Below are 19,781 nucleotides of genomic sequence, written 5' to 3' on the forward strand. Positions count from 1 at the left end.
GGGCGCTAGCGCCCCAGATACACCTCGATCACCTGGTCGTTGGCCTGGACCTGGTCCAGCGAGCCTTCGGCCAGGACGTGGCCCTGGTGCAGCACGGTGACGTGGTCGGCGATGCTGCCGACGAAGCCCATGTCGTGCTCCACCACCATCAGCGAGTGCCGGGGCACCAGCGACTTGAACAGCTCGGCGGTGAATTCGGTCTCGGCGTCGGTCATGCCGGCCACGGGTTCGTCGAGCAGCAGCAGTTGCGGCTCCTGCACCAGCAGCATGCCGATCTCGAGGAATTGCTTCTGGCCGTGGGACAGCAGCCCGGCAGTGCGCCCGCGCGACTCCTGCAGGCGGATGGTGCCGAGCACCTCTTCCAGGCGATCGCGCTGTTCGCCGGAGAGCCGCGCGCGCAGGCTGGCCCAGACCGACTTGTCGGTCCGCTGCGCCAGCTCCAGGTTTTCCCAGACGGTCAGGGCCTCGAACACCGTGGGCTTCTGGAATTTGCGGCCGATGCCGGCCTGGGCGATCTGCACCGGTTGCAGGCGGGTGAGGTCCAGGGTCTCGCCGAACCAGGCGCTGCCGCGATCGGGGCGGGTCTTGCCGGTGATAACGTCCATCATGGTGGTCTTGCCGGCGCCGTTGGGGCCGATGATGCAGCGCAGTTCGCCGACGCCGATGTAGAGATTGAGGTCGCGCAGGGCCTTGAAGCCGTCGAAGCTGACCTCTATGCCTTCCAGGCTGAGGATGGTGCCGTGGTGGGTATCCAGGCCCTTACCGGCGCGATGGCCGAGGCCGCTGGCTTCGGCGCCGATGCCAGGGTCGAGCACTTCCGCGGCGGTAGGAGGTATGGGGGCGGCTTTCATGCGTCGCGCTCCTTCTTGATGAGGCCGATCACGCCACGCGGCAGGTAGAGGGTGACGACGATGAACAGGGCACCGAGAAAGAACAGCCAGTATTCGGGAAAGGCCACGGTGAACCAGCTCTTGGCACCGTTGACGATGCCGGCGCCGAGTACCGGGCCGATCAGGCTGCCGCGTCCGCCGAGGGCGACCCAGATGGCCGCTTCGATGGAGTTGGTCGGGGCCATCTCGCTGGGGTTGATGATGCCCACCTGGGGTACGTAGAGCGCCCCGGCCAGGCCGCAGAGCACTGCCGAGAGCACCCAGACGAACAGCTTGAAGCCGCGCGGATCGTAGCCGCAGAAGGTCACCCGGTTCTCGGCGTCACGAATCGCCGTGAGGATGCGGCCGAACTTGCTCTGCGCCAGGCGCCAGCCCAGCCAGAGGCTGGCCACCAGCAGGGCCACGGTGAGCAGGAAGAGCACCGCGCGGGTGCCCTGGGCGGCCACCGGAAAGCCCAGCAGGGTGGTGAAGCCGGTAAAGCCGTTGTTGCCGCCGAAGCCGGTCTCGTTGCGAAAGAACAGCAGCATGCCGGCGAAGGTCAGCGCCTGGGTCATGATCGAGAAATAGACCCCCTTGATCTTCGAGCGGAAGGCGAAGAAACCGAACGCCAGGGCCAGCAGGCCGGGGGCCAGCACCGCCAGGCACAGCGCCCAGAGGAAATGGTCGGTACCGGCCCAGAACCAGGGATAGCGGGTCCAGGAGAGAAAGCTCATGAACGGCGGCAGACCGTCGCCGGCGGCCTGGCGCATCAGGTACATGCCCATGGCGTAGCCGCCGAGGGCGAAGAACAGCCCGTGGCCGAGGGAGAGCATCCCGGCATAGCCCCAGACCAGGTCCAGCGCCAGGGCGACGATGGCGTAGCAGAGGATCTTGCCCACCAGGGTCAGGGTGTAGGCCGAGACCTGGAAGGGGTTGTCGGCCGGCAGCAGGGACAGCAGCGGCAGGGCGATCAGCACGGCGAGGGCCAGGCCGAGCACGGCCAGGCTCAGGCGCGGGCCGGCCTTCTGCACAGCAGTAAGCGCGAGTGGCTGGTTCAATCGATGACCCTCCCCTTGAGGGCGAACAGGCCCTGGGGCCTTTTCTGGATGAACAGGATGATCAGGCCGAGGATGAGAATCTTGCCCAGCACGGCGCCGATCTGGGGTTCGAGGATCTTGTTGACGATGCCCAGGCCGAAGGCCGCCAGTACGCTGCCGGCCAATTGGCCGACGCCACCGAGCACCACCACCAGGAAGGAGTCGATGATGTAGCTCTGGCCGAGGTCCGGGCCGACGTTGCCGATCTGCGACAGGGCCACGCCACCGAGGCCGGCGATGCCGGAGCCAAGGCCGAAGGCGAGCATGTCGATGCGCCCGGTGGGGACGCCGCAGCAGGCGGCCATGTTGCGATTCTGGGTCACGGCGCGCACGTTGAGGCCCAGCCGGGTCTTGTTCAGCAGGGCCCAGGTCAGGACCAGCACGAAGACCACGAAGCCGAGGATGATCACCCGGTTCCACGGCAGGAGCAGGTTGGGCAGCACCTGGATGCCGCCGGACAGCCAGGCGGGGTTGGCCACCTCGACGTTCTGGGCGCCGAACAGCACCCGCACCGCCTGGATCAGCATCAGACTGATGCCCCAGGTGGCCAGCAGGGTTTCCAGCGGTCGGCCATAAAGATGGCGGATCACGGTGCGCTCCAGCGCCATGCCGATGGCGGCAGTGACGGCGAAGGCGACCGGCAGTGCCAGCAGCGGATACCAGGCCAGCCACTCGGGGGCCAGGCGTTGCAGGGTCAGCTGTACCACATAGGTGCTGTAGGCGCCGAGCATCAGCATCTCGCCGTGGGCCATGTTGATGACGCCGAGCAGGCCATAGGTGATGGCCAGGCCCAGGGCGGCGAGCAACAGGATGGAGCCCAGCGACAGCCCGGTGAAGGCCTGGCCGAGCAGGTCGCCCAGCAGCAGCTTGCGCTCGACCTGGGCGAGGCCGGTGGCGGCGGCCTTGCGGACGTCTTCGTTGGCTTCCACCGCAGGATCGAGCAGGGCCTGCAGGCGGGTCTTGGCCTGGGGCTCGCCGGATTCGCCGAGCAGCCGCACCGCGGCCAGGCGCACGGCGGGATCGGGATCGGTCAGCTGCAGATTGGCCAGGGCGGCGGCGAGGGCGCCTTTCACGTCCTTGTCCGCTTCGCTCTGCAGGCGCTTTTCCAGGAAGGGTCGCTGCTCGGGCTTGGCCTCCTGGCGCAGGGCCTGGGCGGCGGCCAGGCGAACGCTGGCATCCGCGGACAGCAACCCGCCGCTGGCCTGGGCGGCGCCGATGAGGATGCGCAGGCGGTTGTTCAGGCGCACCGGCTTGGGCGTGCCGGTGGGGGCGGTGGCGTCACCTTCGGCGGCGCTGTAGCTGTCGCCGGTCTTGTAGAAGGGGCGCTTGTCTTCGTCGACATAGAAGCGACCGTCCTGCAGCGCCTGGAGGACCGGGAGTTGGGCGGTGTCGGGTTCGGCGGCCCATGCTTGCAGGAGTTTGGCCTGGTCGTTGGCGCTGGCGGCGGCCAGCTCGGCGGCGGGACCGGCCTGGGCGGTGCCCACGAGCAGCAACAGCAGGGGCAGAAGAAAAAGGCGTAGGGACATACTCGGCCTCGTCGATGGGTAAAGGCTCCTGCACGACGTCTCCCGGGGGAGGGCGGGCGTGGCCTCGTTTCTGGTGCCGGGCGTCTGGCGGTCTGACCGGGTGCGCTGGCGAGCCCTCACCCCGGCCCTCTCCCAGGGGGAGAGGGGGAGGAGCGGAGCGGTGGTGGTGCGGGTGTTTCCTGTTGGCTGCGGAACGCCTTTTGCCCTCACCCCAACCCTCTCCCTGAGGGAGGGGGGGTAAGAGCTGCAGGCTGGGCGGCGTTTTGCGCCCCTCTCCCTCCGGGAGAGGGGCCGGGGGGGGAGGGCTGGCCGTTACTTGCCGCTCTTCACCGGTTCGTCGGACTTCTTGTCGTTGCCGGGGATGTAGGGGCTCCAGGGCTGAGCGCGGACCGGGCCCTCGGTCTGCCAGACGACGTTGAACTGACCGTCGTCCTGGACCTCGCCGATCATCACCGGCTTGTGCAGGTGGTGGTTCTTCTCGTCCATCTTCACGGTATAGCCGTCCGGTGCGGCGAAGGTCTGGCCGGCCATGGCCTTGCGGACCTTGTCGACGTCGGTGCTGCCGGCCTTTTCCACTGCCTGGGCCCACATGTGGATGCCGATATAGGTGGCTTCCATGGGGTCGTTAGTCACGGCGGTCTGGTAGTTAGGCAGGTTCTTGGCCTTGGCGTAGGCCTTCCAGGCCTCGACGAACTTCTTGTTCACCGGGTTATCCAGCGACTCGAAGTAGTTCCAGGCGGCCAGCTGGCCCACCAGTGGCTTGGTGTCGATGCCGCGCAGTTCTTCCTCGCCCACCGAGAAGGCCACCACCGGCACGTCGGTGGCCTTCAGGCCCTGGTTGCCCAGTTCCTTGTAGAAGGGCACGTTGGAGTCGCCGTTGATGGTGGAGACCACCGCGGTCTTGCCGCCGGCGGCGAACTTCTTGATGTTGGCGACGATGGTCTGGTAATCGCTGTGGCCGAAGGGGGTGTAGACCTCTTCGATGTCCTTGTCCTGCACGCCCTTGCTGTGCAGGAAGGATCTGAGAATCTTGTTGGTGGTGCGCGGATAGACGTAGTCGGTGCCCAGCAGGAAGAAGCGCTTGGCGCCGCCACCTTCTTCACTCATCAGGTATTCCACCGCCGGGATGGCCTGCTGGTTCGGCGCCGCGCCGGTGTAGAAGACGTTGGGCGACATCTCTTCGCCTTCGTACTGCACCGGGTAGAACAGCAGGCCGTTGAGTTCTTCATAGACCGGCAGGACCGATTTGCGCGAGACCGAGGTCCAGCAGCCGAAGGTGACCGCGACCTTGTCCTGGGTCACCAGCTGGCGCGCCTTCTCGGCGAACAGTGGCCAGTTGGAGGCCGGATCCACCACCACGGGCTCCAGCTTCTTGCCCAGCACGCCGCCCTTGGCGTTGATCTCGTCGATGGTCATCAGCGCCATGTCCTTGAGCGAGGTCTCGGAGATGGCCATGGTGCCGGACAGCGAATGCAGGATGCCGACCTTGATGGTGTCCGCGGCGTGGGCGGCGCTCCAGGGGAACAGGCCGCTCATGAGCAGGGCGGAGGCGGCGAGGGTGGTCTTCAGTAGAGGGCGGCGCTTCATGCGAAAGGCTCCTAAGCGAACGTGCGCTGTTGTTGGGCTGGGCTGCTGGCCCGCCAGGGCGCTTATCAGGAACTGTGCCAGACCTCGGCAAGGCGCATGGCGACTGGCCTCTTGCCTCTAAACCGGGCTCTTGCGGCCAGTTGCCTTGCACCAGCCTGGGGCTTGCCAGTGCCCGCCGACGGCGCCTTTGCACGATGCTGGTGCCCTCTTTCGCCGTTGCCTTTTGCGCAACATGAAAGTCCGAATGCCGTATTGGTGGTGATGCCTGGGCCTCCCATACTCGATCGCAAGGGGCCGGCCACCGGGTCGGTCACCACCCATTCGAAGAAGAGGAACAAGGCATGGGCAGGCAGGTCGGGGTCATCGGACTCGGCAACATGGGCGGCAACATGGCGATCACCCTGGCGCGCAAGGGCGTTGCCGTCACCGGGCTGGATCCCTCCAGCGCCGCCTGCGAGCGGGTCGCTGCCCAGGGCGTGGCCATCGCCGGCAATCTGGTGGCCCTGGCCGCCAGCAGCGACGTCATCGTGCTGTCGCTGCCCAAGGCCGAGCACGTCGAGGCCGTGTGCCTGGGCGAGGCGGGCCTGGTCAGCCGCGTGCGGCCGGGCACCGTGGTGGTCGACACCACCACCTCCACCCCGGAGACCAGCCGCCGCGTAGCGGCGGCCTTCGCCGAGGTCGGTGCCGATTTCCTCGATGCCCCGGTCTCCGGCGGCCCCGCCGGTGCCGCGGCCGGCACCATGACCATGGTCATCGGCGGCAGCGAGGCGGCCCTGGCCAAGGCGCTGCCGGCGCTGGAAGCCATGAGCGCGACCCGGGTACACATCGGCGCCGTGGGCGCCGGCAACATCGCCAAGATCGCCAACAACCTGCTCGCCGCGGCGCACCTGATCACCACCGCCGAGGCGGTGACCATGGCCGCCCGTGCCGGCGTCGCCCCGGAGAAGCTGCTCGAAGGCATCAATGCCGGTTCCGGGCGCAGTGCCGCCAGCCAGAGCATGTTCCCTACCTGGGTGCTGAACAAGGCCTATGACTCCGGCTTCACCATGGGCCTGATGCGCAAGGACGTGGGCCTGGCCCAGCAGCTCATCGCCGAACTCGGCCTCGACCTGCCACTGGCCGCGGCCACGGCCCAGGCCTGGAAGGCCAGCGCCGAGACCCTGGCCGATGGCGAGGATTTCTGCGCCATCGCGCGACGCACCAGCGAAGACCTGTTCGGCAAGGGGGAATGATCATGATGAATGCCAAGACGCTGGAATTGCTCAAGCCCTTCTGGGGCGACCGCCAGCAGGTCGCCAGCTTTGTGGACGGCGCCTTCGTCGATGGCAGCGGCGAGCGGATCACCGTGCGCAGCGCCCATGACGACAGCCCGGCCTACAGCTACCCCGATGCCGACCTGGCGGTGGTCGAGCGCGCCGATGCCGCCGCCCGCCGGGCACGCGAGGAGTGGCGCGCCCTGACCGCCCAGGCGCGCGGGCGCATCATCTACAAGGTTGGCGCCCTGGTCCGCGAGGAGGCCGAGGTCCTGGCGCAGCTGGAATCGCTGACCGCCAACAAACCGATCCGTGATGCCCGCGTCGAGGTGCTCAAGGTCGCCGAGATGTTCGAGTACTACGCCGGCTGGGCCGACAAGCTGCATGGCGAAGTCATCCCGGTGCCCACCAGCCACCTCAACTACGTGACCTACGAACCCCTGGGCACGGTGCTGCAGATCACCCCCTGGAACGCACCCATCTTTACCGGTGGCTGGCAGATCGCCCCGGCCATCACCGCCGGCAACGCGGTGATCCTCAAGCCTTCCGAGCTGACTCCGGTGACCTCGCTGCTGCTGGGCGTGCTGGTGGAACGCGCCGGTGCGCCCAAGGGCCTGGTCAACGTGCTCGCCGGCCAGGGCCATACCGTCGGCCAGCAGGTGATCGCCCACGCCGACATCCGCAAGGTGGTCTTTGTCGGCTCGCCGGCCACCGGCCGGCACATCGCCGCCGCCGCGGCCCAGCGCTGCATCCCGGTGGTGCTGGAGCTGGGTGGCAAGTCGGCCAACATCGTCTTCGAAGACGCCGACCTGGACCTGGCCGTACGCGGCGCCCAGGCGGCGATCTTTTCCGGCGCCGGTCAGAGTTGCGTCTCGGGTTCGCGGCTGCTGGTGCAGGAATCCATCTACGAGCGCTTCATCCAGGCGGTGGCCCGCGCCGCCAGCCAGTTCAAGGTGGGAGATCCGAGCGATCCCGAGACCCAGATCGGCCCGATCCACAACGCCAAGCAATTCGCCCATGTGCGCAACATGGTGGAAGGCGCCCTGGGTGAAGGCGCGCGGCATGTCGCCAATGGCGTCGAGCCGCTGCCCGCCGGGACCGGCTACTACGTCAATCCCACGGTGCTGGCCGGTCACAACGGCCTGAGTTGCGCCCAGGAAGAGATCTTCGGGCCAGTGGTGGTGGCTATCCCCTTCAAGGACGAGGCCGACGCCATCCGCATCGCCAACGACAGCCGCTTCGGTCTGGCCGGGGCGGTCTGGACCCGCGATGTCGGTCGCGCCCACCGGGTGGCCCGGGGCGTGCGCGCCGGTACCTTCTGGGTCAACGGCTACAAGACCATCCACGTCAGCTCGCCCTTCGGCGGCTACGGCGAGAGCGGCTACGGTCGCTCCTCGGGCCTCGATGCCCTGCGCGAATACAGTGAGGTGAAGAGCGTCTGGGTGGAAACCGCCGCGGTGCCCGCCGCCGGCTTCGGCTACGGCGCCAGCCTGGAGTAACAGATGACCATCCATCAAGCCTTACTGGACGACGCCCGCAGCTGGCGTCGCGATTTCCACGCCCACCCCGAGCTGGGTTTCGCCGAGCACCGCACCGCGGCGCGGGTGGCCGAATTGCTGGAAGGCTTCGGCCTGGAGGTCCATCGCGGCCTCGGCGGCACCGGCGTGGTCGGGGTGTTGCGCCACGGCGAGGGCCCGAGCCTGGGGTTGCGTGCCGACATGGACGCCCTGCCGATGCAGGAGGTGGGGGACGTTCCCCACCGTTCCACCGCCGCCGGGCGCATGCACGCCTGCGGCCATGACGGCCACACCGCCATCCTGCTGGCCACCGCCCGCCACCTGAGCGAAAACCGCGATTTCCGCGGCACCCTCTATTTCGTCTTCCAGCCCGCCGAGGAAAATCTTGGCGGCGCCCAGAAGATGATCGAGGACGGCCTGTTCGAACGCTTTCCCATGGACGCCCTCTACGGCCTGCACAACTGGCCGGGGCTGCCGGCCGGCCAGGTGGTGGTCAATCCGGGCGCCATGATGGCTTCGCTGGATACCTTCGCCATCACCCTCACCGGCAAGGGCTGCCACGCGGCCATGCCCGAGCGCGGGCGCGATCCCATCGTCGCCGCGGCGGACCTGATCCTGCAGCTGCAGACCATCGTCGCCCGACGGATCTCGCCGCTGGCTGCCGCGGTGGTCAGCGTGACCATGCTGGAGGCGGGGGAGGCCATCAACGTCATCCCCGAGGTGGCACGGCTCAGGGGCACGGTGCGCTGCCTGGATGGCGCGGTACGTGCCGAGGTGGAGCGGCTGATCGGCGAGATCGTCGCCCAGGCGCCGCTGGCCCAGGGGGTACGCGGCGAGCTGGAATTCACCCGCGGCTATCCGGTGACCCAGAACCATCCCGAGCAGGCGGCGCGGGTGCGTCAGGCGGCGGTGACCGTCTTTGGCACCGAGCGGGTCAGCGACGGCGTGCCACCGTCCATGGCCTCCGAGGACTTCGCCTTCATGCTGGCGGCGCGTCCGGGGGCCTATCTCTGGCTGGGTGTCGATGGTGAGCGACCCTCGGCGCCGCTGCACAACCCGGCCTACGACTTCAACGACGCCATCATCGAGCCGGCCGTGCGGCTGTGGGCGGAGCTGGTGCGCCAGGAGTTGCCGGTCTAGGCCTCTTACAGCGACGGCCGCCGACGCTCAGCGAAAGGCAGTCATCTGCTGCACCATGGCCGTGCGCAACTCGTCCGCGGCGCGACTGAGCTTGCGCCCCAGGCGGGTCACCAGCTCGACGTGGGCGCGGGCGAAACCCGGATCGGCCAGGGGCAGGGCGCATAAGGCGCCGCTATCCAGCTCCTGGGTGGCGGCGAACAGCGGCAGCAGGGTTACGCCGCCCTGCTGGGCATAGTGCTTAAGCAGGGCGAAGGTGTTGCAGGTCAGGGTTGGTGCCAGGCGCTGGCCGGCGGCCTGCTCCACGGCGTCGAGCATCTGGCGGATGCCGTAGGAAATATCCGGCAGCGCCAGGCGGTGCTGGCCCAGCTCAGCCAGGGTCACGGGCGCCCGGGCTCCGGCCAGCGGATGCCCTGGTGCCACCAGCGCATAAAGCGGCTGCTCGCGACTGCCATGTACGCGCAGGTGCGGATCGCGCGGCGGATTGAACACCAGCCCCAGTTGCGCCTCGTCTTCCATCACCTGGCGAATCACCTCGTTGGTGCCCACCACATTGACCCTGACCTCGATCTCCGGATGCCGCGCGGAAAAGTCGCCCAGGGTGCACGACAGGTCGCCGATGAAGCCCTCGCCGATGGCCAGCACCACGCGGCCGGTGCGTAGGCCCTGCAGGTCGGAGATGGCGTCTCTCAGGCCGTCGAGCTGGGTCTGGCGCTGGCGGAAATAGTCCAGCACCAGGCGCCCGGCCTCGGTCGGGGTGATGCCGCGGCGGTGTCGCTCGATGAGGTCGACGCCCAGCTCCGCCTCGACCTGGGCGATCTGCCGGCTGACCGCGGAAGGGGCGATATCCAGGGCGTCAGCTGCGGCGCGCACGCTCCCCAGGCGCACCGCTTCGACGAAATAATGCAAGCGCTGTTCGTGAATTCCACGCATCCGTGTGTTCTCTTAAAGGCAACGGAAAAGGCCATTTCCAGTATTGGAGAGAGAACAGGCCGCTGTCCATACTCGGGCCAAGACCACGGCCGCCCCGGCCTGGGCGAAGCCCGCGGCGCAAGGCCTCGGAAGGCGGAAAGGGCCGCGCAGGATGGCGTTCCTGCAGGCGTTCCACCCTTCGGAAAACGCGCATGCAACTTTGCCTAGGCACCTAGAACGACCGGGTCGTGCTCCTTCGAGGAGCCTTCGTTTCTGCCCAGCGAGCCTCGCCGCCCGCGACTGCCAACCATACCAACAACCGAGCCCGCGAGCGGGCCGCAGGGGGAAGAATGAGCGCCAATCCGACGCTGGCCGTGGGCCAGGACCGAGCCGTCAGCAATACCGTCAGACTCTACATCTGGGCAGCGCTGGTGCTGCTGATCGCCGAGCTGATCGGCTCCCTCACCATACCGCTGGGTCCGGGCAAGGTGGTGCTGCTGCCGATGATCTGGGCGCTCTTGCTGGGTGCGGCGGTGGGGCAGGTCGGCAAGCGCATGCCGCTGGGTCTGGGTATCGACCGCGGCGCCCAGGTGCGCTCGGCGGCCATTCTGCAATACGCCTTGCTGGTGTTCATCGCCAAGCTCGGCCTGGTGGTGGGTGGCTCGTTGCCCACGGTGATCGCCGCCGGCTGGGCACTGGCCTTCCAGGAGCTGGGGCATTTCGTCGGCACCATCCTGCTCGGCCTGCCGGTGGCCCTGCTGCTGGGCATCAAGCGCGAGGCCATCGGCGCCACCTTCTCGGTGGGGCGCGAACCGAGTCTGGCGATCATCAGCGAACGCTATGGCATGGACTCCCCGGAAGGTCGTGGCGTGCTCGCCGAGTACCTGACCGGCACCCTGTTCGGCGCAGTGTTCATGGCCATCGTCGCCGGCTTCATCGCCAGCCTGAACATCTTTCACCCCTATTCCCTGGCCATGGGCGCCGGCCTGGGCTCGGGCAGCATCATGGCCGCCGCGGCCGGTGCCATCGCGGCCCAGCAGACCGCCGAGGTGGCCACGGAGGTCATGGCGCTGGCCGCCGCCGCCAACCTCATCACCCTGACCCTGGGCACCTACTTCACCCTGTTCATCTCCCTGCCGCTGGCGGTCTGGGGCTACCGGGTGATGGAGCCGCGCATCGGCCGTACCACCAAGGCCTCCTTCCAGCAGAGTTCGGTGGATGCCGCCGTGGTGGACGAGCCCGTGGAACTGGGCTGGTCGGCACGCTTCAGCGCCTGGCTGGCCTCGGGTGCCCTGGCGCTGCTGGCGACCCTGGTGATGAGTAAGACCCTGCCACCGGCTGCTTTCCTGGGCGTCGCGGTGATGATCCTGGCGGCCTTCGTCGGTGAACTGCTCTGCCAGCTGTTTCGCCGCAAGGTGCCGGCGGTGTGCTGGGTATCGCTGGTGGCCATGTTCCTGACCTCGCCCTGGTGCCCGCTGGCGCCGCAGATCACCGCCGCCCACAACGCGGTCGGCATCATGGCGCTGATCACCCCCATGCTGGCCTTCGCCGGCCTGTCCATCGCCAAGGACATCCCGGCCTTCCGTCGCCTCGGCTGGCGCATCGTGGTGGTTTCGCTGATCGCCAGCTTCGGCACCTTCATCGGCGCGGCCTTCATCGCCGAAGTGTTTCACTGATCCTCTCCGCGCGCACCGGGTCCCCGGTGCGCCGCTGCCCGCTGCCGTATCGCTCCGCCGCTTGATCTCTCCGCTTCCCGCATTTCGTGTCGCAGCTCCCAGCCTTGAGTCCTGGCGGCCCGGTGTCGTCCGTGAGCGATCACCGGCGCTTGAGCTGCGCCCCGAGTTGCAGTATCTATGATGGAAAATTAACAAAAACCGTTAATTTAATAACATCAAGAAAAACGGAGGGGTGCTCGGCATGGGCAAAATCGCGGTCATCGGCAGCAACATGGTCGATCTCATCACCTACATCGAGCGACTGCCCGTGCAGGGCGAGACGCTGGAAGCGCCGGACTTCGCCCTCGGCTGTGGCGGCAAGGGCGCCAACCAGGCGGTCGCCGCGGCCAAGCTGGGCAGCGAGGTGCTGATGGTGACCAAGGTCGGCGACGACCTCTTCGCCGACAACACCCTGGCCAACTTCCGCCGCTTCGGTATCGACACCCGTCACGTGACTCGTGCGCCGGGTCGCTCCAGCGGGGTGGCGCCGATCTTCGTCCAGCCCGACTCGCACAACAGCATCCTCATCGTGAAGGGCGCCAACGCCGCCCTCGGCCCGGCGGACATCCAGGCCGCGGAAGCCGATCTGCGCGACTGCGCGCTGATCGTGCTGCAACTGGAGATCGCCCTGGAGACCGTCTATGCCGCCATCGACTGCGGCCAGCGCCTGGGTATCCCCGTGCTGCTCAATCCGGCCCCTGCGGTGGCCGACCTGAGCGCCGCGCACCTCGCCCGGCTGGATTACTTCGTCCCCAACGAGACCGAACTGGCCCTGGTCAGCGGTCTGCCCGTGCGGGATCGCGAGAGCGCCTTCGCCGCCGCGCGGGTGCTGGCCGGTCGCGGCATCCGCCACGTGGTGGTCACCCTGGGCGCCCAGGGCGCGCTGTACGTGGGCGAGGAGGGCGAATTCAGCCTTCCCGGCCAGCCGGTGGCGGCCATCGACACCACCGGCGCCGGCGATGCCTTCATCGGCTGCTTCGCCCATGGCCGCGTCCAGGGCCTCGGCCTGCGGGACGCCATGCAGCGCGCCGTGGCCTATTCGGCACTGTCGGTCACCGGGCGCGGCACCCAGACCTCCTATCCCGAGGCCGCGGTCTTCGAAGACTACCTCGCGTCCCTGGATCTCTGACGCAAGGTCGGCAATCCCCCACCCTGGCACCCCTACGGAGAACAACAATGAGCCAGTCACCCCTGCGGCCCAGCGCCGACGGCTACTACCTGAACCGCACACCGTGGTTCGCCTTCATCCTGCTGTGCTGCATCTTCGCCCTCTGGGCCGCCGCGGCGAGCATGAACGACGTGCTCATCGCCCACTTCAAGAAGGCCTTCCTGCTCAGTGACTTCCAGACCGCCTTCGTCCAGTCGGCCTTCTACCTCGGCTATTTCTTCCTGGCCCTGCCAGCCGCGCTGATGGTGCGGCGCTTCAGCTACAAGACGACCATCCTCTTCGGCCTGTTCCTCTACATGGTCGGCTGCCTGCTGTTCTTTCCGGCCGCCTCCATGGCCAAGTACGGCATGTTCCTGCTGGCGCTGTTCGTGATCGCCGCGGGGCTGTCCTTCCTGGAGACCGCCTGCAACACCTACTCGACCCTGCTGGGGCCGCGCGAGACTGGCACCCGCCGGTTGAACATCTCCCAGACCTTTCACCCCTTCGGCGCCATGACCGGCGTCTACGTGGGCAGCTTCGTGATGTTCAAGGACGGCGACGCCAGCCAGGCGCAGCTGCTGCAGATGAATCCCGCCGAGGCCGCCGCCCAGCAGCTGCAGATGATCCAGGCCACCCTGACGCCCTACCAGTGGATGATCGGCGTGCTGGTGCTGATCTTCGTGCTGATCGCCTGTACCCGCTATCCGTCCTGCAAGGGCAACGATGCCGTCCGCAGCGAGGGCGACGGCATGGCCGCCAGCCTGGGTCGGCTGAGACGCAATCCGCGCTTCGTCTTTGGCGTGCTGGCGCAGTTCCTCTATGTCGGCGCGCAGGTCGGCGTCTGGAGCTTCACCATCCGCCTGGCCATGCAGCTCGGCGGCATGAACGAGCGCAGCGCCTCCTGGTTCCTGCTCACCACCTTCGCCGCCTATTTCGTCGGCAAGCTGATCGCCAACCTGCTGATGCGCCGCTGGCATCCGGCCAAGGTGCTGGGCGTCTACGGCGTGCTGTGCATCGCCCTGCTGGCCTACACCATCCTGGTGCCCAACATCACCGCGGTGTACGCCGCCGTGGGCGTGAGCATCTTCCTTGGCCCCTGCTGGCCGACCATCTATGGCCTGACCGTCGACGGTATCGGTCGCGACACCGAATTCGGCGGTTCGCTGCTGGTGATGAGCATCGTCGGCGGCGGGGTGATCCCGATCTTCCAGGGCCTGCTGTCGGACTACACCGGCGGCAACATGCAGCTGGCCTATTCGGTGCCCCTGCTGTGCTTCACGGTGATCGTCGCCTACGCCCTCTACTGCCTGCGTCATCCGGCCAGCGAGCGGCTGCCGGTGGGCGCCGCCCAGACCGCCTGAGGAGGGCGCCGCCATGTCCGTACGCCTGCCCCTACAGCCTGAGCAATTCACCGCGTGCGAGCGCACCCTGCTCGCCAGCGACGCCTTTCAGGTGCGCGCCTGGACCTATCCTTCCGGGGTCCGCGCCCTGGCCCTGGAGAATCGCCGCGGCCGGCTGGTCGTGCTGCCCTATCAGGGGCAGATGATCTGGGATGCCACCTTCGACGGCTGCCGCCTGACCATGCCCGGGTTGTTCGACCAGCCGCGGCCGACCCGGCGGATCATCGAGACCTATGGCTGCTTCATGTTCCACGCCGGGGTGCTGCGCAACGGCTGCCCGGCGCCGGAGGACAGCCACGAGCTGCACGGCGAACTGCCCTGCGCGCCGCTGGACGAGGCCTGGCTGGAGCTGGGCCGGGACGCGGAGGGTGACTTCCTGCGCCTGGGCGGGCGCCATGACTACGCCATGGGCTTTGGCGATCGCTATCGCGCCCAACCCAGCGTGACCCTGAGGCCGGACACCGCCGTGTTCGAACTGGGCCTGGAGGTGGAAAACCAGGCCGGCCAGCCCATGGACCTTATGTACATGGCCCACATGAACTACGCCTACGTACCCGGCGGTCGTTTCCACGAGCCGCTGGGCGTGACCCGCACCCGGGTGCGCACCAGCGTGCCGGCCCATGTGCGGCCGACCGCCGACTGGCAGGCTTTCATCGCCGAGCTGGCCGAAGATTCGGAACGGCTGCGGGTGCTGGATGCGCCTGAGCGCTACCAGCCGGAAATCGTCAGCTTCATCGATGCGCCGGGTACCGACGCGGCAGGGGAGGCGCACTTCCTGCTGGAGCATCCGGGCGGCGCGGCCTTCTACACGGCCTATCGCCCAGAGAGCTTGCCCCATGCCACGCGCTGGGTGCTGCACAACCCCGACCAGCAGGTGGCGGCCTTCGTGCTGCCGGCGACCTGCGAGCCGGAGGGCTATCTGGCCGAGACCGCCAAGGGCCAGGTGCAGCAGCTGCAACCGGGTGAACGGCGGGCCTTCAGCGTGCGCACCGGCTACCTCGCCGCCGCCGAACGCGAGGCGCTGCTGACGCGCCTGGCCGACCCAACGCGGATCAGGTGAGCAGTTGCGCGCCGTTCGCCTCGATCCGCTCGCGATAGCTGCGCGGAATGCGCCCGTCGCTGACCACCAAGTCGAAGTCGTCGAGCGCCGCGAAATGCGCGGCGCGCACCACGTCGAACTTGGTATGGTCGACCAGCAGCAGCCGCTGCTGGGCCTGGCGCAGGACCTTCTGCTTGACCTCGACCTCGTTGAAGTTGAAGCAGGTGACGCCGAAGTCCTCGCTCACCCCGGCCGCCGAGACGAAGGCGTGGGTGAGGCGCACGCCGTCGAGCACCCCGGTCTCCAGGCGACTCTCGAAGATCTGGTTCTTGCGCTGGAAGGTCCCGCCGCACACCACCAGGGTGCAGTTGACCTTCTGCTGCAGCTTGAGCAGCACATTGAGCGAATGGCAGACGGCGGTGAATTCCAGGTCATCGGGAATGAAGTCCACCACGAAAGGCGTGGTGGTCCCGCAATCGAGGAAGACGGTGTCGCCGGCGCGGATCTGCGCCGCGGCCAGCCGACCGATGCGGCGCTTTTCCTCGACCTGGCGCAGGTCCTGTTCCACCACCTGGTAGCCGGGCGCCTCGCTGCCGCCGACATCGCGGGTGACGTGACCGCCGAGCAGGCGCAGGCCGTCCGGCGGGAGCCGCAGGTCGCGTCTCAGGGTCATTTCCGAGACACCCAGCAGCTGGGCCATCTCACGCAGGTGAATGGCGTGCTGATCCTGCAGCGCCTGGTGCATCAGCTTGAGCCGAGCGGCTTTCTTGCTATCCATGAGGGGTGCGCTACGGGAGTCCGACTAGAGGTGCAGGCCGCACCAACCAAGAATTCTGATCCGATCATACGCTACCCGTGCCTGAGGAGGCCCCATGCAGCTTGAACCCGGCGAACTCGCCAAGACCATCGACCACACCCTGCTCGCCGCCGATGCCCGCCGCGCCCAGATCGAGCGCCTGTGCCAGGAGGCGCGTACCCATGGTTTCTACTCGGTGTGCGTGAATTCCGCCCAGGTCCCTCACGCCGCGGCGCAACTGGCCGGCAGTGCGGTTAAGGTCTGCGCGGTGGTGGGCTTTCCGCTCGGCGCCGGGCTGAGCGCGGCCAAGGCCTTCGAGGCCGCGCAGGCCATCGCCGCCGGGGCCGGGGAGATCGACATGGTGCTCAACCTCGGCTGGCTGAAGGATGGCCTGCTGGAGGAGGTGTCCGCCGACATCGCCGCGGTGCAGGCGGCTTGTGGCGCGGTGCCGCTCAAGGTGATCCTGGAGACCGGTCTGCTCGACGAGACCCAGAAGCGCCAGGCCTGCCGGATCTGCCGCGACCTCGGGGTCGCCTTCGTCAAGACCTCCACCGGTTTCGGCCACGGCGGCGCGACCCTGGAGGACGTGCGGCTGATGCGCGAGGAGGTGGGCCCGGACATGGGCGTGAAGGCCTCCGGTGGCGTCCGCGACCGAGCCACTGCCCAGGCCATGCTGGACGCCGGCGCGACCCGCCTGGGGACCAGCTCGGGCGTGGCCATCGTCAGCGGCGGCGAGGGTGGGGCGGGGTATTGAGGCAGGTACGACGTAGGTTGGGTTGAGCGCAGCGAAGCCCAACAGTGCCGCCTTGTGTTGGGCTTCGGCGGAGGAGCCGCCTCAGCCCAACCTACGGGTGCTACCCCGGTCCTTGCCGGTACAGCTTGGAATCCTGGAAATCTCCCGGTGCCAGCACCTCGCCTACCAGAATCAACGCGGTGCGGCGGAAATCCTTGTCCCGCGCCCGTTCGACGATGTCGGCCAGGGTGCCCTGGACGCTGTCCTGATCCGGCCAGCTGGCGCGGTGGACGATGGCCACCGGGCAGCCGGGACCGTAGTGCGGCAGGAGGTCGGTGACGATGCGTTCCAGCTGGCCCACGCCCAGGTGAATGGCCAGGGTCGCCCGGTGGCGAGCGAGATCGGCCAGCGCCTCGCCCTCGGGCATGGCGGTGCGGCTGGCGTAGCGGGTGAGGATCACCGTCTGGCTGACGCCGGGCAGGGTCAGCTCGCAACCCAACAGGGCGGCGCAGGCGGCGGTGGCGGTCACGCCGGGGACGATCTCGTAGGCAATGCCCAGCGCCTGCAGGCGGCGAATCTGCTCACCGATGGCGCCGTACAGCGAAGGATCGCCGGAATGCACCCGGGCCACGTCCTGGCCTCGGGCATGGGCGGCGGCCAGATGCCCGACGATGGTGTCGAGATCCAGGCTGGCGGTGTCGATCACCGTCTCGGCCTGGTGACCTTCCAGCACCGCTTGTGGCACCAGGGAGCCGGCATAGAGGATCACCGGGCATTGGCGGATCAGCCGCTGGCCCTTGACGGTGATGAGGTCGGGATCGCCGGGGCCGGCGCCGATGAAATGGACGGTCATGGGGTTTCCTCGGCCAGGGCGGCGAGCAATTCGGCGACGCTGGCGAATTCGCGGTCGACGCTGGGCAGGGTAGGGCGGCGCAGGATCAGCACCGGCAGGCCGCGTTCGCGGGCCACCTGCAGCTTGGGTTGGGTAGCGGCACTGCCGCTGTTCTTGCTGATCAGCACATCGAAGTTGGCCTGGGCGAAGAGCGAACGCTCGGCCTCCAGGGCGAAGGGGCCGCGGTCGGCGATGATCCGTGCCCGTTCGGTGCCGGGATGGGCATCGAGCAGGCGCAGGGTCCAGAACTGGTGGGGCGGGATCTCCTGGAGATGCTCCAGCGGCTCGCGACCCAGGGTGAAGAAGGGGCGGGCGAAGGGTGCCAGGGCTCGCTGCAGCTCGGCCCAGTCGGCCACCTCGCGCCAGTCGTCGCCCGGTCCGGCCTGCCAGCCGGGGCGACGCAGCGCCCAGCAGGGCAGGCCAGCGTCAGCAGCGGCCTGGGCGGCGTTGTGGCTGATCCGGGCGGCGTAGGGATGGGTGGCGTCCAGCAGCAGCTCGATGCCTTCACTGTGGAGAAAGGCGGCCAACCCCGCGGCGCCGCCGTAGCCGCCAACCCGTACCTGGCAGGGCAGGTCCTGGGGCACCCGACCCAGGCCGGCGAGGCTGTAGATGGCCTCCGCCGGCAGCGTGCGGGCGATGGCCAGGGCTTCGGTAGTACCGCCGAGCAGGAGGATCTTCATGGGCGGTTTTTCCGTAAGAGCGGCGGAGGCTTCGTCATGCATGGCGTGTCCTCACCCCCGGCCCCTCTCCCCCAGGGAGAGGGGAGGAAGAGCGGTGCTTGGCGTCGAGTCGGGGAGCAGGACGGCTAGTCTCTCTGTTGAGCAGAGCAGCGGGCGGTAGCCCAGACGCCAGACTTCCAAACCACCACCCAACCACCCCCTCTCCCCCATGGGGAGAGGGCTGGGGTGAGGGGGCCAAACCCAAGCCAAGACTCACGGCTTCACCACTTCCAGCAAGGTAATAGGCAGCGCCGCACGCCAGGTATCGAAGGCGCCCAGTGGCTGGGCCTGGGCCACCTGCAACCGGGTCAGGTCACCACCGTGGTGCTCGCGGAAGGCCACCAGAGCGGCTTCGGTCTGCAGAGTCACGGCATTGGCGACCAGGCGGCCGCCGGGCCGCAAGGCGACCCAGCAGGCGTCCAGCACGCCTGGCGCTGTGAGCCCGCCGCCGATGAAGATGGCGTCCGGAGTGGCCAGGCCGGCCAGTGCCTCCGGTGCCTGGCCAGCCACCAGGTGCAGCGCCGGGGCGCCGAGGTGGTCGCGGTTATGGAGGATATGGGCCTGACGACCGGCATTGGCCTCGATGGCCAGCACCCGGCAGCCGGGATGGCTGCGCGCCCATTCGATGCCGATGGAGCCGCAGCCGGCGCCCACATCCCACAGCAGTTCGCCGGGACGCGGCGCCAGACGCGCCAGGGTCACGGCGCGCACGTCGCGCTTGGTCAACTGGCCGTCGTGGCGATAGGCGCTGTCCGGCAGACCGGGGGTGAGCGGCAGTCCCGCTTCACCGGTCTCGCTCAGGACCTCGATGGCGACCAGATTGAGCGCCGCCGCCTCGGTCAGCGACCAGGCCTCGGCGCGACCGGCGATGCGGCGTTCCAGGGGCCCGCCCAGGTGCTCCAGCACTTGCAGCTGGCTGGCGCCAAAGCCTTGGTCCACCAGCAGGGCGGCCAGGGCGGCGGGGCTGTGACCGTCGTTGCTCAAGACCAGCAGGCGCGCGCCGGGATGGAGATGGCGCACCACCCCGGCCAGGGGCCGGGCCACCACCGATAGCAACGCGACCTCCTGCAGGGGCCAGCCCAGGCGCGCAGCGGCCAGGGAGTAGGAAGAGGGCGCCGGCAGCACCTGCAGTTCGTCGGCCGACAGCTGGCGTGCCAGGCTCGCGCCGACGCCGAACAGCATGGGATCGCCGCTGGCCAGCACGCAGACCGAGGTGCCGCGGCGGTCCAGGACCGGGGCCAGGGCGAAGGGCTGCGGCCAGGGCTCGCGAGTGGCGCGGATGCAGGGTGGCAGCAGCGCCAGCTGGCGCGGACCGCCGATGACGACCTGCGCTTCCAGCAGGGCGCGGCGGGCCTGCTTGCCGAGGCCGGGGTAGCCGTCTTCGCCGATACCCACCACGGTCAGCCAGGGGATCATGAACACACCTCATCGAACGTCAGCCG

At 68.4% G+C, this 19,781-nt stretch carries 17 protein-coding genes; 8 read left to right on the forward strand and 9 right to left on the reverse strand.

The window, feature by feature from the left end:
• Nucleotides 1–5: 5 nt before the first annotated feature.
• The 4 genes from urtD to urtA form a co-directional block, all read right to left on the reverse strand.
• A complete protein-coding gene (gene urtD / locus C722_RS0123975; protein WP_017642927.1) occupies nucleotides 6–851 on the reverse strand; it encodes an urea ABC transporter ATP-binding protein UrtD in 846 nt (281 codons plus the stop codon).
• Nucleotides 848–1,927: an urea ABC transporter permease subunit UrtC gene (urtC, locus tag C722_RS0123980; RefSeq protein ID WP_026084070.1), complete on the reverse strand. Its 1,080-nt coding sequence runs from the start codon at nucleotides 1,925–1,927 to the stop codon at nucleotides 848–850. Before urtC ends, urtD begins: the two co-directional genes overlap by 4 nt.
• Nucleotides 1,924–3,492 carry an urea ABC transporter permease subunit UrtB gene (gene urtB, locus C722_RS0123985; protein ID WP_017642929.1) on the reverse strand — a complete coding sequence of 523 codons (1,569 nt, stop codon included), beginning with the start codon at nucleotides 3,490–3,492 and terminating at the stop codon, nucleotides 1,924–1,926. The genes urtC and urtB overlap by 4 nt, the downstream gene beginning before the upstream one ends.
• 312 nt (nucleotides 3,493–3,804) lie before the next feature.
• Nucleotides 3,805–5,079: an urea ABC transporter substrate-binding protein gene (urtA, locus tag C722_RS0123990; protein WP_017642930.1), complete on the reverse strand. Its 1,275-nt coding sequence runs from the start codon at nucleotides 5,077–5,079 to the stop codon at nucleotides 3,805–3,807.
• Nucleotides 5,080–5,420: 341 nt separating this feature from the next.
• Here urtA and C722_RS0123995 point away from each other — a divergent pair, with 341 nt between their 5' ends.
• Genes C722_RS0123995 through C722_RS0124005 form a run of 3 tightly spaced genes read left to right on the forward strand, consistent with a single transcriptional unit; the run spans nucleotide 5,421 to nucleotide 8,989 of the window.
• Nucleotides 5,421–6,311, forward strand: a complete 891-nt coding sequence (locus C722_RS0123995; RefSeq protein ID WP_017642931.1) for an NAD(P)-dependent oxidoreductase — start codon at nucleotides 5,421–5,423, stop codon at nucleotides 6,309–6,311.
• A gap of 2 nt (nucleotides 6,312–6,313) precedes the next feature.
• The gene (locus C722_RS0124000) at nucleotides 6,314–7,831 is read left to right on the forward strand and encodes an aldehyde dehydrogenase family protein (RefSeq protein ID WP_026084071.1); all 1,518 of its coding nucleotides are present in this window, start codon (nucleotides 6,314–6,316) and stop codon (nucleotides 7,829–7,831) included.
• A gap of 3 nt (nucleotides 7,832–7,834) precedes the next feature.
• Nucleotides 7,835–8,989: a M20 aminoacylase family protein gene (locus tag C722_RS0124005; protein ID WP_017642933.1), complete on the forward strand. Its 1,155-nt coding sequence runs from the start codon at nucleotides 7,835–7,837 to the stop codon at nucleotides 8,987–8,989.
• Nucleotides 8,990–9,016: 27 nt separating this feature from the next.
• Here the strand turns inward: C722_RS0124005 and C722_RS0124010 are convergent, their stop codons facing one another.
• Nucleotides 9,017–9,919: a LysR family transcriptional regulator gene (locus tag C722_RS0124010; RefSeq protein WP_026084072.1), complete on the reverse strand. Its 903-nt coding sequence runs from the start codon at nucleotides 9,917–9,919 to the stop codon at nucleotides 9,017–9,019.
• 329 nt (nucleotides 9,920–10,248) lie between these two features.
• Between C722_RS0124010 and C722_RS0124015 the strand changes: the two genes are divergently transcribed.
• The 4 genes from C722_RS0124015 to C722_RS0124030 all read left to right on the forward strand — a co-directional run bounded on the left by C722_RS0124015 (nucleotide 10,249) and on the right by C722_RS0124030 (nucleotide 15,220).
• Complete coding sequence (locus C722_RS0124015; protein WP_017642935.1) at nucleotides 10,249–11,574, forward strand: DUF3100 domain-containing protein; 1,326 nt, start codon at nucleotides 10,249–10,251, stop codon at nucleotides 11,572–11,574.
• Between the two features lie 241 nt (nucleotides 11,575–11,815).
• The gene (rbsK, locus tag C722_RS0124020; RefSeq protein ID WP_017642936.1) at nucleotides 11,816–12,742 is read left to right on the forward strand and encodes a ribokinase; all 927 of its coding nucleotides are present in this window, start codon (nucleotides 11,816–11,818) and stop codon (nucleotides 12,740–12,742) included.
• 47 nt (nucleotides 12,743–12,789) lie between these two features.
• Nucleotides 12,790–14,121: an L-fucose:H+ symporter permease gene (fucP, locus tag C722_RS0124025; protein ID WP_017642937.1), complete on the forward strand. Its 1,332-nt coding sequence runs from the start codon at nucleotides 12,790–12,792 to the stop codon at nucleotides 14,119–14,121.
• A 13-nt stretch (nucleotides 14,122–14,134) separates the two neighbouring features.
• Nucleotides 14,135–15,220, forward strand: coding sequence for an aldose 1-epimerase family protein (locus tag C722_RS0124030; protein ID WP_017642938.1), 1,086 nt, complete (start codon nucleotides 14,135–14,137; stop codon nucleotides 15,218–15,220).
• Here C722_RS0124030 and deoR read toward each other — a convergent pair.
• Nucleotides 15,213–15,977 (reverse strand): DNA-binding transcriptional repressor DeoR, encoded by a 765-nt coding sequence (gene deoR, locus C722_RS0124035; protein WP_017642939.1) that lies wholly within the window; start codon nucleotides 15,975–15,977, stop codon nucleotides 15,213–15,215. The two genes, C722_RS0124030 and deoR, sit on opposite strands and share 8 nt — an antisense overlap.
• 94 nt (nucleotides 15,978–16,071) lie before the next feature.
• Here deoR and deoC point away from each other — a divergent pair, with 94 nt between their 5' ends.
• Entirely contained in the window at nucleotides 16,072–16,749 is a 678-nt protein-coding gene (gene deoC / locus C722_RS0124040) for a deoxyribose-phosphate aldolase (RefSeq protein ID WP_017642940.1), read from the forward strand.
• A 100-nt stretch (nucleotides 16,750–16,849) separates the two neighbouring features.
• Here deoC and cobM read toward each other — a convergent pair whose 3' ends face one another.
• The 3 genes from cobM to C722_RS0124055 all read right to left on the reverse strand — a co-directional run bounded on the left by cobM (nucleotide 16,850) and on the right by C722_RS0124055 (nucleotide 19,755).
• A complete protein-coding gene (cobM, locus tag C722_RS0124045) occupies nucleotides 16,850–17,581 on the reverse strand; it encodes a precorrin-4 C(11)-methyltransferase (RefSeq protein WP_017642941.1) in 732 nt (243 codons plus the stop codon).
• Nucleotides 17,578–18,300 (reverse strand): cobalt-precorrin-6A reductase, encoded by a 723-nt coding sequence (locus C722_RS0124050; protein ID WP_017642942.1) that lies wholly within the window; start codon nucleotides 18,298–18,300, stop codon nucleotides 17,578–17,580. The genes cobM and C722_RS0124050 overlap by 4 nt, the downstream gene beginning before the upstream one ends.
• Nucleotides 18,301–18,552: 252 nt before the next feature.
• Nucleotides 18,553–19,755 (reverse strand): bifunctional cobalt-precorrin-7 (C(5))-methyltransferase/cobalt-precorrin-6B (C(15))-methyltransferase, encoded by a 1,203-nt coding sequence (locus tag C722_RS0124055; RefSeq protein ID WP_017642943.1) that lies wholly within the window; start codon nucleotides 19,753–19,755, stop codon nucleotides 18,553–18,555.
• Between the last annotated feature and the right edge of the window lie 26 nt (nucleotides 19,756–19,781).

It is taken from the genome of Pseudomonas sp. 313 (assembly GCF_000316965.1).
GTDB classification, from domain to species: domain Bacteria; phylum Pseudomonadota; class Gammaproteobacteria; order Pseudomonadales; family Pseudomonadaceae; genus Chryseomonas; species Chryseomonas benzopyrenica.